This window comes from Roseateles sp. So40a (genome assembly GCF_048081605.1).
Taxonomy (GTDB): domain Bacteria; phylum Pseudomonadota; class Gammaproteobacteria; order Burkholderiales; family Burkholderiaceae_C; genus Roseateles.
Genome location: NZ_CP182288.1, coordinates 3342177 through 3357111 on the forward strand (window position 1 = coordinate 3342177; position 14935 = coordinate 3357111).

At 68.4% G+C, this 14935-nt stretch carries 11 protein-coding genes; 6 read left to right on the plus strand and 5 right to left on the minus strand.

Going from position 1 to position 14935, the window contains the following annotated elements:
* The first annotated feature begins 12 nt into the window (after window positions 1-12).
* From dnaJ to ACNI65_RS15205, 3 genes are all read left to right on the plus strand, one after another.
* Entirely contained in the window at window positions 13-1158 is a 1146-nt protein-coding gene (gene dnaJ / locus ACNI65_RS15195; protein ID WP_416757705.1) for a molecular chaperone DnaJ, read from the plus strand.
* A gap of 107 nt (window positions 1159-1265) precedes the next feature.
* The gene (locus tag ACNI65_RS15200; RefSeq protein WP_416757707.1) at window positions 1266-2882 is read left to right on the plus strand and encodes a response regulator; all 1617 of its coding nucleotides are present in this window, start codon (window positions 1266-1268) and stop codon (window positions 2880-2882) included.
* Window positions 2883-3011: 129 nt separating this feature from the next.
* Window positions 3012-4703, plus strand: coding sequence for a phosphoethanolamine transferase (locus tag ACNI65_RS15205; RefSeq protein ID WP_416757709.1), 1692 nt, complete (start codon window positions 3012-3014; stop codon window positions 4701-4703).
* Here the strand turns inward: ACNI65_RS15205 and ACNI65_RS15210 are convergent, their stop codons facing one another.
* The 3 genes from ACNI65_RS15210 to ACNI65_RS15220 form a co-directional block, all read right to left on the minus strand.
* Window positions 4704-5138, minus strand: a complete 435-nt coding sequence (locus ACNI65_RS15210) for a hypothetical protein (protein ID WP_416757711.1) — start codon at window positions 5136-5138, stop codon at window positions 4704-4706. It lies immediately after the preceding gene.
* A gap of 6 nt (window positions 5139-5144) precedes the next feature.
* The gene (locus tag ACNI65_RS15215) at window positions 5145-5642 is read right to left on the minus strand and encodes a hypothetical protein (protein ID WP_416757713.1); all 498 of its coding nucleotides are present in this window, start codon (window positions 5640-5642) and stop codon (window positions 5145-5147) included.
* Window positions 5643-5832: 190 nt separating this feature from the next.
* Window positions 5833-6951 carry a PA0069 family radical SAM protein gene (locus ACNI65_RS15220; protein WP_416757715.1) on the minus strand — a complete coding sequence of 373 codons (1119 nt, stop codon included), beginning with the start codon at window positions 6949-6951 and terminating at the stop codon, window positions 5833-5835.
* A 74-nt stretch (window positions 6952-7025) separates the two neighbouring features.
* On the opposite strand from ACNI65_RS15220, the gene ACNI65_RS15225 reads away from it, so the two are divergent.
* From ACNI65_RS15225 to ACNI65_RS15235, 3 genes are all read left to right on the plus strand, one after another.
* Window positions 7026-8693, plus strand: a complete 1668-nt coding sequence (locus ACNI65_RS15225) for a UDP-N-acetylglucosamine-peptide N-acetylglucosaminyltransferase (RefSeq protein WP_416757716.1) — start codon at window positions 7026-7028, stop codon at window positions 8691-8693.
* An 89-nt stretch (window positions 8694-8782) separates the two neighbouring features.
* Window positions 8783-10279 carry an ATPase domain-containing protein gene (locus tag ACNI65_RS15230; RefSeq protein WP_416757718.1) on the plus strand — a complete coding sequence of 499 codons (1497 nt, stop codon included), beginning with the start codon at window positions 8783-8785 and terminating at the stop codon, window positions 10277-10279.
* Window positions 10276-11934: a response regulator gene (locus ACNI65_RS15235; RefSeq protein WP_416757720.1), complete on the plus strand. Its 1659-nt coding sequence runs from the start codon at window positions 10276-10278 to the stop codon at window positions 11932-11934. The genes ACNI65_RS15230 and ACNI65_RS15235 overlap by 4 nt, the downstream gene beginning before the upstream one ends.
* 34 nt (window positions 11935-11968) lie before the next feature.
* On the opposite strand, the gene ACNI65_RS15240 is transcribed toward ACNI65_RS15235, so the two are convergent.
* Complete coding sequence (locus ACNI65_RS15240; protein WP_416757722.1) at window positions 11969-13267, minus strand: acetyl-CoA C-acyltransferase; 1299 nt, start codon at window positions 13265-13267, stop codon at window positions 11969-11971.
* Between the two features lie 76 nt (window positions 13268-13343).
* Window positions 13344-14765 carry a replicative DNA helicase gene (gene dnaB / locus ACNI65_RS15245; RefSeq protein WP_416757724.1) on the minus strand — a complete coding sequence of 474 codons (1422 nt, stop codon included), beginning with the start codon at window positions 14763-14765 and terminating at the stop codon, window positions 13344-13346.
* Between the last annotated feature and the right edge of the window lie 170 nt (window positions 14766-14935).

Here is a 14935-nt window from a genome sequence, read left to right on the forward strand (position 1 = left end):
TCGGGAAGATCCATGGCAAAGCGTGACTATTACGAAGTCCTGGGCGTCGCGAAGAACGCCAGCGAAGAGGACATCAAGAAGGCGTATCGCAAGCTCGCGATGAAGTACCACCCTGACCGCAATCAGGGCGACGGTGCCAAGGAGGCCGAGGACAAGTTCAAGGAGGCCAAGGAGGCCTACGAGATGTTGTCGGACGGCCAGAAGCGGGCCGCCTACGACCAGTACGGCCATGCCGGCGTGGACCCGAACCAGGGCTTCCGCGGCGCGCAGGGCGGCGAAGGATTCGGCGGGTTCGCCGAGGCCTTCGGTGACATCTTCGGCGACCTCTTCGGCCAGCAGGGCGGCGGTCGCCGTCCGGGCGGCGGCCAGCAGGTCTATCGCGGCAGCGACCTGAGCTACGCGATGGAGATCACGCTGGAGGAAGCGGCGCGCGGCAAGGAAACGCAGATCCGCATCCCGTCGTGGGAAGGCTGCGAGACCTGCAAGGGCAGCGGCGCCAAGCCGGGCACCAGCGCCAAGACCTGCGGCTCGTGCAGCGGAACCGGCACGGTGCACATGCGCCAGGGCTTCTTCAGTATCCAGCAGACCTGCCCGCACTGCCACGGCACCGGCAAGATCATTCCCGAGCCCTGCACCACCTGCAACGGCGCGGGCAAGATCAAGAAGACCAAGACGCTGGAAGTCAAGATCCCGGCCGGCATCAACGAAGGCATGCGCATCCGCTCCGCCGGCAACGGTGAACCGGGCGTCAATGGCGGTCCGTCGGGCGATCTCTACATCGAGATCCGCATCAAGCAGCACGACATCTTCGAGCGCGACGGCGATGACCTGCATTGCACGATGCCGGTGTCGATGACGACGGCGGCGCTGGGCGGCACGATCGAGGTGCCCACACTGGGCGGCAAGGCCGAGATCGAACTGCCCGAGGGCACGCAGCACGGCAAGACCTTCCGCCTGCGCGGCAAGGGCATCAAGGGCGTGCGCTCGAGCTACCCGGGCGACCTGTACTGCCACATCAGCATCGAGACGCCGGTCAAGCTCACCGAGCACCAGCGCAAGCTGCTGAAGGAACTGGACAAGAGCCTGAAGGACGGCGGCGAGCGTCACTCGCCCAATGCCAAGAGCTGGACGGACCGGGTCAAGGACCTGTTCAAGTAAGACGCCAACAGCGTCACGCAAATACCGGCGGCGATTGGGAAATCAGCCGCCGGTCCCCACGCAAACCCGGGGGGCCGCCGAGAGTCGCCAAGCGGACAATCGGGCGCATGTCACTCGCCAGCCCGCTCGCCAAGACGCAGGCGCTGGTCATCGATGCCAACGCGACCTCGCGCAGCCTGATGACCGCGCAGTTGCGTGAACTCGGCGTCGGCCATGTGCGCCAGGCCACCCGCGTGCGCGACGCCCGCGTGATCCTGGAAACGCAGCCCTACGACATCGTCCTGTGCGACTACTACTTCGACGGCTCGGAGCTGTCGGGGCAGGACCTGCTGGACGAGCTGCGCCGCGAGCAGCTGCTGCCCTACGCCACCGTCTTCGTGATGGTCACGGGCGAGGCCTCGTACGCCAAGGTCGCCGAGGCGGCGGAAGCCGCGCTCGACGCCTACCTGGTCAAGCCCTACACGAGCGCGGCGCTGGCCGATCGACTGGCCAACGCGCGCCATCGCAAGCTCGAGCTCAAGGCCATCTTCGACGCGATCGACGCGCGCGAGTTCGACCGCGCCGCCGACCTGTGCCTGGACCGTTTCCAGCGCAAGGCGACCTACTGGCTCTATGCCGCGCGCATCGGCGCGGAGCTGCTGCTGAGGCTGGAACGTCACACCGAGGCGCGTGAGCTCTACGAAGCGATCATCGCCGCGCGCACCGTGCCGTGGGCACGGCTGGGCGTGGCCCGCACCGAGGTCGCCAGCGGCAATCTCAGCGCCGCGCGGCGCACGCTGGAGACGCTGATCGGCGACATGCCCGATCAGGCCGACAGCTACGACCTGATGGGCCGCGTGCAGATGGAGCAGGGCGAGATCGACGCCGCGCTCGCGACCTACCGCACCGCGGCCACGCTGACACCGGGCTGCCTGCTGCGCCAGCAGCATTGCGGCACCCTCGCCTTCTACGCCGGCCAGCGCGACGAGGCGCTCAAGATGCTGGAGCGCAGCCTGGCGCAGGGGCTGCGCTCCAAGCTGTTCGACTGGCACAGCCTGGCGCTGATCGCGCTGATGCGATTCGATGCCAAGGACGGCAAGGGATTGAAGTACGCGGCCGACGCGCTGATGCAAGGCATGGAGCGCGCGCCTCGAGATGCCCGCCTGCAGCGTTTCGACGTCGTACTGAACGGCTTGCGGCTGCTGATGGAGCGCAAGCTCGCCGACGCGCTGCAGCTGGCGCGCGGCTTCGCCAAGCGCGCGGTGGACGAGGACTTCGACCTCGAATCGGCCAGCCTGCTGATCGCGCTGTGGGTGCGCATGGCGCGCCAGGACATCGAGCTGCCGGAGATGGAGACGTTGATGGGGCAACTGGGCATGCGCTTCTGCAGCTCGAAGTCGGCGACGGAGGTCATGATCAGCATGGCCGAGGGCCATGAGCCCAGCACGCAATTGCTGCGCGATGCCAATGCCCGCGTGTTCGCGATTTCCGAGACGGCCATGCGCCACGCGATGCGCGGTGATCCGCAGGTCGGCGTGCAGCTGCTGGTCGAGCAAGGCACGGCCACGCTCAACGCCAAGCTGATCGACATGGCCGCGCTGGTGCTCAAGCGATACCGCGAGCGCATGAGCGATCCGGGCTCGCTGGAGCCCCGCATCGAGGCGCTGCAGCGTCGCTACGTGCAGGCCAGCGGTCAGGGGCTGAAGGCCGCGCGCTCGGCGGGCGGCATGGCCTTGCGCGGTTGAGGCCTCGACAGCGGCTATGCTGCGTCGGCCATCTGGTGCGGCGTACGTCCGCGCGCGGACGGCTTCAGGAACGCTTCAGGTGGGACCACTACAAGGGCCGGTTTGAGTTTGCCGGCCTGACACAACAAGATGCCGTTTTCCGATTCTTCGACCTCGCCACCGCGCGAGGCCGCCTCCGCCGGCGCCCGTTCTCCGCTGACCCTGACCTGGTTGACCGCGCTGTGGATCGGCGTGCTGGGCAACTGGCCGCTGTGGCAGCGCATGTGGGGCATGCCCGATTACGCGGGCGCCTCGGGCAAGGTGTTCGTGGTGGTGTTCGCCGGCATCGTCGTGATGGTGCTGGCCGCTGTCTTCAGCCTGCTGGCCTGGCGCGTGGCGGTCAAGCCGCTGCTCACGGTGATGCTGCTGCTGACGGCGCCGCTGGCCTACTTCATCGGCAGCTACGGCGTGATCATCGACAGCACGATGATCACCAACGCGCTGCAGACCGATGTGCGCGAGACCCGCGACCTGCTGGGCTGGAGCCTGCTGGTCCATGTGCTGGTGATCGCGGTGCTGCCGCTGGTGTGGATCTGGCGGCAGCGGCTGACCGAGCTGCGCTGGTACAAGCGCCTGGGCTGGAACGCGGCGAGCGTCGCGATGGCGCTGGCGCTGGGCGTGGGCCTGGCGGCCACGCGGACGGCGGACCTGGCCTCCACGCTGCGCAACAACAAGGCGCTGACCAAGATGGTCAGCCCGATCAACGCGATCTGGGCGAGCGCCTCGCTGGTCGCGCAGAAGCACAAGAAGCCCAAGGGGCCGCTGGAAGTCGTGGCCGCCGATGCGGTGCTGACGCCGCGGCCGGCGGGCAGTCGTCCGCCGCTGGTGCTGCTGGTCGTGGGCGAGACGGCGCGGTCGGAGAACTTCCAGCTCAACGGCTACGACAAGCCGACCAATCCTGAGCTCTCAAAGCGCCCGGTGCTGAGCTACCGGGAGGTCGCGTCCTGCGGCACCTCGACGGCGGCGTCGCTGCCCTGCATGTTCTCGCAGCTGGGCCGCGAGGTGTACGTCGACCATCCGGGCAACCAGCAGACGCTGATGGACGTGCTGCAGCGCGCCGGGCTGGCGGTGCTGTGGCTGGACAACCAGTCCGGTTGCAAGGGCATCTGCGACCGCGTGCCCAACGCGCAGGCGATCAATCCCGCGCGTGCGGACCACCCGATTCCGGCGGGCCTGTGCCGCGCCGACGGCGAGTGCCTGGACGAGGTGATGCTGCACGACCTGGACGCCCGCATCGCGGCGCTCGACCCGCAGCGCGTGGCGCGTGGCGTGGTACTCGTGCTGCATCAGATGGGCAGCCACGGCCCGGCGTATTACCTGCGCACGCCCGACGACCGCAAGCCCTTCCAGCCCGAGTGCCGCAGCAACGCGCTGCAGCAGTGCCCGCTGGAGCAGGTGCGCAATGCCTACGACAACACGATCGCCTACACCGATCACGTGCTGGCGAAGGCGATCGACTGGCTGGGCACGCAGCAGACGAGGTTCGATCCGAGCCTGCTGTACGTGTCGGATCACGGCGAGTCGCTGGGCGAGAACAACCTGTTCCTGCACGGCATGCCCTATGCGCTGGCGCCCAAGCAGCAGAAGCATGTGCCGCTGATCCTGTGGCTGCCGGAGCAGACGCGGGCTACGCAGCAGCTCGACGGCGAGTGCCTGGCCAAGCGCCGCGACACGCCGATGTCGCATGACGGCCTGTATCACACGGTGTTGAGCCTCAGCGGCGTGCAGACCTCGGTCTACCGCAAGGACTGGGACTGGGTGGGGGCGTGCAGGAAGGGGTGATCACGGACGAGGCAGGGTCATTGCCGCCACCGGGAATGGCTCATCACACCGGCGGAGCAGTTGCTGCACCTGACTCAGCTGGTCATGCATGACCGCCGGCATCACATCTTCCTCCAAGTCGTAGTCCGCCAGTTGGCGTCGATCCCGCTGCACCTCCAACTGGGCACCGTTGGTCCGCGAACGTTCCCGCAAGACTTCGCCACATTTTCGGGACGGATTCTTCAGGCGATTGATCAGCTCTTGATGCGATCCCCCTCGAGCGCCCTCGTTCCTGCCGAGCTCCGGGAGGGACAGTTCCCAGGCTCGACAACGATGGAAGGCCGCGTAGTAAGCACGGCTGATGGCGTCACGCGTCGCCACCTCCGATCCATCGCGACTCAAGGTTCGCGCGAAGATGAACAGGTCGCTGCTACCAATGGCCATCTGCGTGTCCAAATCGGCTCATGCCGCAGGTTCGTCGATAAAGGAAAAGAGGAAGCCGGACCGGAGCATGTCGATGTAAGACAGCTCACCCCACAGCGCCATCGTCCACGCCTGAGCCTCGTCATGCGTGACCTGGATTGGCATCTCGTACTGGAGACTGACGACGTCGTCGTGATCGAAACGAGTCAACACCGCAGCACCGCCACGACGAAGTCCATGCCGGGCCATGAAGTGCGCTGCCAGATGCAGCAGATGCCGAAGGTGCGTCACCGAGATGTGCCTCCGTTCCAGCTGATCGAGCGCGTCGAAAAGCGTGTCCCAACTGCAGCGTCGACACCGCGCATCACTCGCGCTCTGCGGATACGGAGCTCCAAAAATCAGCGACGGCCCCTTGAGAAGCTCGAGCACGGCATCACCCTCGGACAACTCCGCCGGTGTCGGCACCGGACGCACCATGATCGTGACGAGTCCATCGGGCGTGCTGAACGGATTCACGTAGTTGATCTGCACAGTCATCACACTTCCTGCATTGAGAGTCGTTCGACTCGAATGCAGCCAGTCTGTGCCGTCTCGGCGTGAAAGACATTCCCTCCGAAGAACGGTTCTCGGGGGGATGCTGATCTCGGTAGGTCAGTCCCCCCACGAAGACTGATGCAGGTCATTGCGCATGGGACAAGCGCTCATGGGGCCAGGTCTTGCCAGTCCCTCAGAACAACGACTGCTGCCCCACCGCCTTCGCCGGCGGGCGGAACTCGCTGAAGTCGTAGTCGTGCCGCTCGCGGCCGAGCCCGAGTCGCTGCGCGGCCTTGCGCAGCCGCTGCTGCAGCAGCTCCGCCCAGATGCCCTCGCCGGTGAAGCGCGTGCCGAAGCGCGGATCGTTGTCCTTGCCGCCGCGCATGTCGCGCAGCCGCGCCATGATCCGCGCCGCCTTGTCCGGCTGATGCAGCCGCAACCAGTCGTGGAACAGCGGCGCCACTTCCCAGGGCAGCCGCAGCGGAATGCTGAACGCCTTCGTCGCCCCCGCCTCGGCCGCCGCTTCCAGGATGCGCTCCAACTCCGGCTCGTTCAGGAACGGGATCACCGGCGACACGCTCACGCCCACCGGCACGCCCGCCTCCGCCAAGGTCCGGATCGTCTGCAGCCGACGCTGCGGCGACGCCGCGCGCGGCTCCAGGATCCGTGACAACGCCGGATCCAGCGAGGTCACCGACAGGTACACCGACACCTGCCGCTTCAGCGCCATCGGCACGATCAGGTCCAGGTCGCGTTCGATGCCGCTGGACTTCGTCACCACCGAGAACGGATGTCTCGCCTCGGTCAGCACCTCCACGACCGCGCGCGTGATGCCGAGCTTGCGCTCGATCGGTTGATACGCATCCGTGGCCGTGCCCAGCACCAGCGGCGCCGGCCGGTATGACGGGGAAGCGAGCGACTCGCGCAGCCGCTCCGCGGCGTTGACCTTCGCGATGATCTTGGTCTCGAAGTCCAGGCCCGGCGAGAGGTTCAGGTAGCTGTGCGTCGGCCGCGCGAAGCAGTAGATGCAGCCATGCTCGCAGCCGCGATACGGATTGATCGACAGGTCAAAGCCGATGTCGGGCGACTGGTTGCCGCTGAGGATCTTCTTCGCGTGTTCCTCGATGATCTCGGTCCTGGGCGGCACATGCTCCTCGACCGCCGCCTGGTCCAGCGTGCCCCAGCCGTCGTCGTACTGCTCGCGCTCGCGGGACTCGAACCGATGCGGCATCGCCCAGGCGCTGCCCCGCCCCTTCAGCGCATCGGCCTGGACGTACAGCGGCGGGGCGGCGATCTTGGTGTCTTGCGGCATACTGTCAATCTATACAGTATCGCCGAGTTTTGCCAGTGCTCGATGGCATGCCGGTCCCTTGATAATCCGCGCCCATGGACGCCCTCCGAGACCTGCTGCGCACTGCCCTCCAAGAGATGACGCGGGGTCGCTACGCCGAAGCCGCCGCGCTGCTGGAACCCCACGCGCAGGTCGCGTCCAACGAGCTCCAACGCTACCTGGGCGAATCGCTGCGCCGCAGCGGCCGCGTCCAGGAGGCCATCGGGCCGCTGATGCAGGCGCTGGCGCTCAAGTTCGACGACGTCGACGCCTACCTGCAGCTCGCCTTCGCGCTCCAGACGCTGCAGATGAAGGCGGAGGCCGCCGAATGCTTCCGTACCGTCGCCGCGCTGCAGCCCGACAGCGTCATGGCGCAGGCCTATCAGGCGCACGGCGACCAGCAGGTCGCGCGCTGGTCCGACTTCGATGCCAACCGGCAATCGCTGCTGCACGCGCTGCGCGCCAAGCCCGAGGACGCCGACGACGAGTTCGGCGTGCCCTTCGCGCTCGTCGCCCTGCCCCACGCGCCCGCGGACCTGCACAAGGCCGGTCGCCTGAGCTCGCGCTTCCTCGCCCGCGGCATCGCGCCGCTGCCGCCAGCGCGCGCCGAGGCCAAACCGCGGCTGCGCGTCGCCTATCTGTCGGGCGACTTCCACGCGCACGCCACCGCAGCGCTGATGGTGCAGGTGCTCGAACATCGCGACCGTGAGCGCTTCGAGGTGCTGCTGTTCTCGCATGGACCGGACGATGGCTCGGCGCTGCAGCAGCGCGTGCGCGCCGCCTGCGAGCGCTGCATCGACATCAGCGGCCTGGACCCCGCCGGCATCGCCGCGCGGATACGCGCCGAGGGCGTGGACATCGCCGTCGACCTCAAGGGCCACACGGCGGGCAGCCGCTTCACCGCGCTCGCCGCGCGGCCGGCGCCGGTGCAGGTGTCCTGGCTGGGATTCCCGGGCACCAGCGGCGCGGACTTCATCGACTACCTGATCGGCGACCCCATCGTCACGCCGCTGGCCGACGCGCCCTTCTACACCGAGCAGCTCGCGCAACTGCCGCGCTGTTATCAGCCGGGCGACGGGACCCGCCGTGTCACGCCGACGCCGCGCGCCGCGCTCGGCCTGCCCGGCGACGCGATCGTGCTGCTGTCGGCCAACGCCGTGTTCAAGCTCACGCCCGAGGTCTTCGACACGTGGATGACGATCCTGCACCGGCTGCCGAGCGCGCTGCTGTGGCAGCTCAGCGGCGGCGAGCAGGCCGACGCGCAACTGCGCGCCGAGGCCGCCGCGCGCGGCGTCGCGCCCGAGCGCCTCGTGTTCATGCCGCCGGTGCCGATGCAGGCGCACTGGGACCGGCTTGCCGCGGCGGACCTGGCGCTCGACACCTGGCCCTGCAACGGCCACACGACAACCAGCGACGCGCTGGCGGCCGGCGTGCCGGTGGTGACGATGCGCGGCGAGGGCTTCGCGTCCCGCGTCGCCGAGAGCCTGCTCGCGCAGGCCGGGCGGACCGAGTGGGTCTGCGCGTCGCCACAGGATTACGTCGAGCGCGTCTGCGCGCTCGCACGTGAGGCCAGGCCCGTGATCCTCACCGGCGTTGACGCGCCAGCCTTCGCGCGCGACCTCGAGGCCCTGTATGAGCGCATGTGGGCGCGCGCGGTGGCGGAGCTGCCGCCGGCGGCGCTCCCGGCGGCCTCGCCGTCGACGTCGCCGCGCGAAACCCCCTAGGCCGACGCCCTCGCCGGGTCAGGCAGCCAGGAGAGCCACTTGCCGGGTTTCCGGAACCCCGTCTCGCGTGCTCCGCACCGCTCCCGCCCATGGCCCTGCCCACTCCGCGCTGTTCCACCGGCATCTCCGGCCTGGACGACATCCTCCAGGGCGGCCTGCCGCAGGGACATCTCTACCTGTTCGAAGGCGAACCCGGCACCGGCAAGACCACGCTGGGCATCCATTTCCTGCTGGCTGGCGCAGCGCTCGGGGAAACCGGCCTGTACGTCACGCTGTCGGAGACCGCCGCGGAGCTGAAGGCGGTCGCCGAGTCGCACGGCTGGCAGCTGGATCAGCCCGGGCTGGAAGTCTTCGAGCTGGTCAGCCCGGAACAGCTGGGCCCGGACGCGGAGCAATCCATCATCCATCCCGCCGAGATGGAGCTGAACCAGACCGTCCAGGGCGTGATGGCGCGCATCGCCGCGCGCCGGCCTCGACGCGTCGTCTTCGACAGCCTGTCCGAGATGCGCCTGCTGGCCCAGGACCCGCTGCGGTATCGCCGGCAGGTGTTGGCGCTCAAGCATTTCTTCGCCCGGCATGACTGCACCGTGCTGATGCTCGACGACCTCAGCGCCGCCACAGGCGACATGCAGCTGCGCAGCATCGCCCACGGCGTGGTCTGGCTGCAGCAGCTGGTCGGCGAGTACGGTGCCGACAAGCGCTTCCTGCGCGTGGCGAAGATGCGCGGCATCGGCTTCCGCAGCGGAGAACACGATTTCGTGCTCCAGACCGGCGGCATCCAGGTCTTCCCCCGCCTGATCGCGGCGGAGCACCACAAGCACTTCATCTTGGAGAACATGTCCACCGGCAACGCGGCGCTGGACGAGGCGCTGGGCGGCGGCCTGGCCCGCGGCAGCAACACGCTGTTCGTCGGGCCATCGGGCGTGGGCAAGACCACCACCGCGGTCGCCTGCGTGCATGCCGCCCTGCAGCGCGGCGAGAACGCGGCCTACTACCTCTTCGACGAGGGCCTGGGCACGCTGCTCCCCCGGGCCGAGGCGCTGGGTTACGACATCCGTCCGGCGCTGGACAGCGGCCAGTTCGCGCTCTCCGCGCTGGACCCCGCGGAGGTCACGCCGGGCGAGTTCGCCGCGCGCGTGCGGCAGGCCGTGGAGCAGGACGGCGTGCGCGTCGTCGTCATCGACAGCCTCAATGCCTACTTGCAGGCGATGCCCGGCGGCAAGTTCCTGATCCTGCAGATGCATGAGCTGCTGACCTACCTCAATCAGCGGGGCGTCATGACCCTCATGGTGCTGGGACAGCACGGCATCCTGGGGCACGGCAAGCTCGATGTGGACCTCAGCTACCTCAGCGATGCCGTGGTGCTGTTCCGCTACTTCGAGGCCCGCGGCAACCTGCTCAAGGCGGTGTCGGTGACCAAGAGCCGCACCAATCGCCACGCCAACTCCATCCACGAGTTCCGGCTGGGCGAGCGCGGCGTGGAGATCGGGGTCGCGCTGACGGACTTCGAGGGCGTGGTGTCGGGCGTGGCCCGGTACACCGGGGACATCGCGTTGCTCAGCGACGCGGATGGCCGGGACACATGAGCAGCGATGTCGAGTCCAGGGTCATCATCCTGGCACCCTTCGGCCGGGACGCGCAGGTGGTGGCCGAGGTCGTGGGGCGACTCGCCCCGGTCCATGCGGTGCCGTCGCCGCGGCATTTGCTGGACGCCCTGAACGAAGGCGCCGCCGCGGCCGTGGTGACCGAGGAAGCGTTCCTCATCGACGCGGGCAGTCCGATGGACACGTGGTTGCGCCGGCAGCCGCCGTGGTCGGACTTCCCCTTCGTCGTGCTCACGAGCAAACGCACCGGGCGGCGGCCGGCCAACGCCGCCGCGTCGCTGCACCTGCTGGGCAACGTCATCCTGCTGGAGCGGCCGCTGAGCCCCGACACGCTGCAGACGGCGGTGGAAGCGGCTGTGCGCGCCCGCGGCCGCCAGTACGCGAATCGCGCGATGCTGGCCGAACTCGCGCAGGCGCACGACACCGTCGCCCAGCTCAACCGGGACCTGGAAGCACGGATCGACCATCGGACGCGCGAGCTCTCGACCGCCAACAACCGCTTGATGAACGAGATCGCCGAGCGCGAGCGCGCGCAGTCCGCGCTGCTGCAGGGGCAGAAGATGGAAGCGGTGGGCCACCTGACCGGTGGCATCGCGCATGACTTCAACAATCTGCTGCACGTGATCAGCACCAACCTCGACCTGCTGGCCCGGCTCGACTGCCCGCATCCGGCCGGCCGCATCGTCGAGAGCGCGCGGCGCACGGTGCGGCGCGGGGCGCGGCTGACCGAGCAGCTGCTGTCGTTCGCGCGCTCGCAGTCGCTGGTGCCGCAGGCCACCGACGTGCATGCGCTGATCCAGGGGATGCAGGAGCTCCTGCAAGCCTCGGTCGGGTCACGCATCCAGATCGTGCTCGAGCTGACGCATCCGCAGCCGATCGTGCAGCTCGATCCGAATCAGCTGGAGATGGCCATCCTCAACCTCGCCGTGAACGCGCGCGACGCGATGGAGAACGGCGGCACGATCACCATCCGGACCGCCGAGATGCCCATCGTCCACGCGGGCGAGACGCTCCTTGGACTTCGGCTCACCGTCTCGGACAACGGACCGGGCATCCCGCCCTCCATCATCGACAAGGTGTTCGAGCCCTTCTTCACGACCAAGCAGATGGGCAGCGGCACGGGGCTGGGCCTGGCGCAGGTCTACGGCTTCGCCAGGCAGTCCGCCGGCGATGCGTGCATCGACAGCGACGCCGGGCAAGGCACGCAGGTGCATCTGTCCTTCCCCGTCGTGGACGCGTCGCTGGGCACCGAGTCGGAACCGCAGCCGCCCCGGCGCGAGACGCCGGTCCAGCGCATCCTGGTGGTCGAGGATGACGACGAGGTGCGCAAGTCCATCCTGCAGAGCCTGGAACTGCTGGGTCACCAGGTGAGTTCCGCGCCGGACGGACATGCCGCGCTGCTCGCGCTGCGGGAGCGCCAGCCCAGCCTGCTGATCGTCGACTACGTGATGCCGGGCATGAACGGCGCGGAGCTCATCCGCCACGTCCAGGACGATTGGCCGACGCTGCCGATCATCCTGGCGACCGGGTACGCGGACATGGACAACGTGGGCGGCGCCCTCGGCGCGCGCTCCATCCTGAAGAAGCCCTTCAGCGTGGACGCGCTGGCGGAAGCGGTGCACATGGCGGTGGTTTAGCCAGGCAACGGGCAGCGGGCCACGGCCCGGTCTGTTACTCCGCCTGCAACAAGGCCACCGTCCCCTGCCCGCCATCGGCGCAGATGCTCACGATCGCGTAGCTGCCCGAGGTCAAGGCCGCCGTTTCCTTGATCGCCTGGCTGAGGATGCGCGCGCCCGTCGCGCCGAAAGGATGGCCCAGCGCCGTGCTGCCGCCGTTCGGATTCACGCGCTCGCGCGGGAAGGCGCCGAAGCGCGCCGGGTCCTCGATGCCCACCTTCTCGCGCAGGAAGGTCTCATCCTCCAGCGCCTTGATGTGGAACAGCACCTGCGCGCTGAAGGCCTCGTGGATCTCCCACAGCGCCACGTCGTCGTACCGCAGGCCATGGCGCGCGAGCAGCCGAGGAATCGCGAAGGCCGGCGCCATCAGCAGGCCCTCGACGCGGAAATCGACCGCCGAGACTTCCCAGTCCACCAGCTTCACGCGCGGCGTGCCGGCCGGCAGCTTGGCCATGCCCGCCTCCGAGCCCACCCACAGCGCCGCCGCGCCATCGGTCAGCGGCGACGAATTGCCCGCGCTCAGCGTCCCCTGCCCGCTCGTGCGATCGAACGCGGGCGGCAGACGTCCGAGCTTCTCCAACGAGGTGTCCGCGCGCGGAATGCCATCGCGCGTCACGCCGTCCACCGGGATCACGAGGTCGTCGAAGAAGCCGCGCTCCCAGCCGGCCACCGCGCGCTGATGGCTGTCCAGCGCGAGGCGGTCTTGATCGGCGCGCGCGATCTGCCACTGCTTGGCGGTGATCTCGGTGTGCTCGCCCATGCTCAGCCCCGTCGTCCGGTTGGTCACCGAGGGCAGATAGAGCTGCACGTCGCGCAGCTTCAGCTCGACCGCGTGCGAGAGCTTCTGCCCCAGCGAGCGCGCCTTCTGGAAGCCGCGCATCCAGTCCGAGAGGTTCTGCCCAAGCCCGAGCTGCACGCGGCTCATGCTCTCCGCACCGCCCACCAGCGCGAGCGAGCGCCCGCGTGTGTCGTCGATCATGCCGGCCGCCTCGAAGGCGCCGACCATGCTCGTCGAGCAGGCCATCACGGTCGAATACGCAGGAATCGACGCTGGCGCGCCCGCCTCCATCAGCACCTCGCGCGCGAGGTTGCTCCAGGTGAGGTTGGGCGCCACGCAGCCCCAGACGGCGAAGTCGGGCTGAGCGCCCGAGAGCCGCGCGAGCATGGCCTTCACCACCGGGATCGACAGCGCCAGCGCATCATGCGCGGCCAGCGCGCCATCGACCTTGGCGAAGGGCGTGCGGACGCCGGCAGCCAGCCAGACGTCGGCGGCGTGATCGGATGAAGCGGTCATGAGTTTTCCTCCCGTGCCTCTGGATGGGCGGCCGATGTTAGCGGCCGGCGGCATCAGGGGGAATCGACCGGATGGGTCAGTACTCGTCGCCTCCCGGGCTCACGTAGCCGGGCGCGAGGTTCTCGAACTTGGTGTTCTGACGCGCGAAGGCCAGCTTCACCGTGCCCACCGGGCCGTTACGCTGCTTGGCGATGATGATCTCCGCCACGCCCGGTTCCTTGCACTCGTCCTTGGTGTAGTACTCGTCGCGGTAGATGAACATGATGATGTCCGCGTCCTGCTCGATGGCGCCCGACTCGCGCAGGTCGGACATCATCGGACGCTTGTCCGGCCGCGTTTCCACCGAGCGGTTCAGCTGCGACAGCGCGATCACCGGGCAGCGCAGCTCCTTGGCCAGCGCCTTCAGACCCCGCGAGATCTCGCCCACCACGGTCGCCCGGTTCTCCTCGGAACCGCCGCCGTTGCCGCTCATCAGCTGCAGGTAGTCGATGATGATCAGGCCGATCTGGCCCGAGATCCGCGCCTGGCGTCTGGCCCGCGCGCGCACTTCGCTGGGCGACAGGCCGGGGCTCTCGTCGATGTAGATCGGCGCGTTGCCGAGCTTGTCCACCGCCTCGGCCAGCCGGCCCCACTCGTCGTCCTTCAGGCGGCCGGTGCGCAGGTTGCTCTGGTCGATGCGGCCGATCGAACCGACCATCCGCAAGGCCAGCTGCGCCGCGCCCATTTCCATCGAGTAGATGATGACCGGCAGGCCCTCGTTGATCGCCACGGCCTCGCCGATGTTGATCGCGAACGCGGTCTTGCCCATCGACGGCCGCGCCGCCAGGATGATCAGGTCGCCGCGCTGCAGGCCCGCGGTCATGCGGTCCAGGTCGTAGAAGCCGGTACGCACGCCGGTGACGTCCTCGGCGCCCTGCTCCGCGAGCTCGTTGACCCGGTCCATCAGCTCGACCATCAGCCGGTCCATGCTCTGGAAACCGGTGCCGCCGCGCGAGCCTTCCTCGTTGATGCGGAAGATCTTGCCTTCGGCCTCGTCCAGGATCTCATTGACCGCGCGGCCCGCCGGATTCAACGCGGCGGTGGCGATCTCGTCGGAGGTCGCCACCAGCTTGCGCAGGATCGCGCGCTCGCGAACGATCTCGGCGTATCGGCGCAGGTTGGCCGCGCTGGGCACGCCCTGCGCCAGCTGATTCAGGTAGGTCAGCCCGCCGCACTCGTCGGCCTTGCCCAGTGAGGTCAGCTCCTCGAACACGGTGATCACGTCTGCCGGCTTGCCGGCATTGACCAGCTTGCCGATGGCCGCGTAGATCTGCTTGTGCTCGTAGCGATAGAAATCCGAGTCGCTGAGCGTGTCCGCCGCCTTGTCCCAGGCGGTGTTGTCGATCAGCAGGCCGCCCAGCACGCTGTGCTCGGCTTCCACCGAATGCGGAGGCACGCGAAGCCGTGCGATTTCGCTGTCGGGGACAGCGGATCCTGGCGTGGTGAAGATCGCGGACATTGTGGACAAGCCTGTGGATGAGCGTGGGACAGCCTGTGGGGCGAGCGGGATAACTCACCCCCGGAAAAGCAGAAAGCCGACGGCTTCGCAGCTGTCGGCTTTCTTGTTCTGCCCTGATGATCTCAGGCCTCGCGGCCCGAGGGGCTCAGGGCAACTCCGGAGGACGCGCA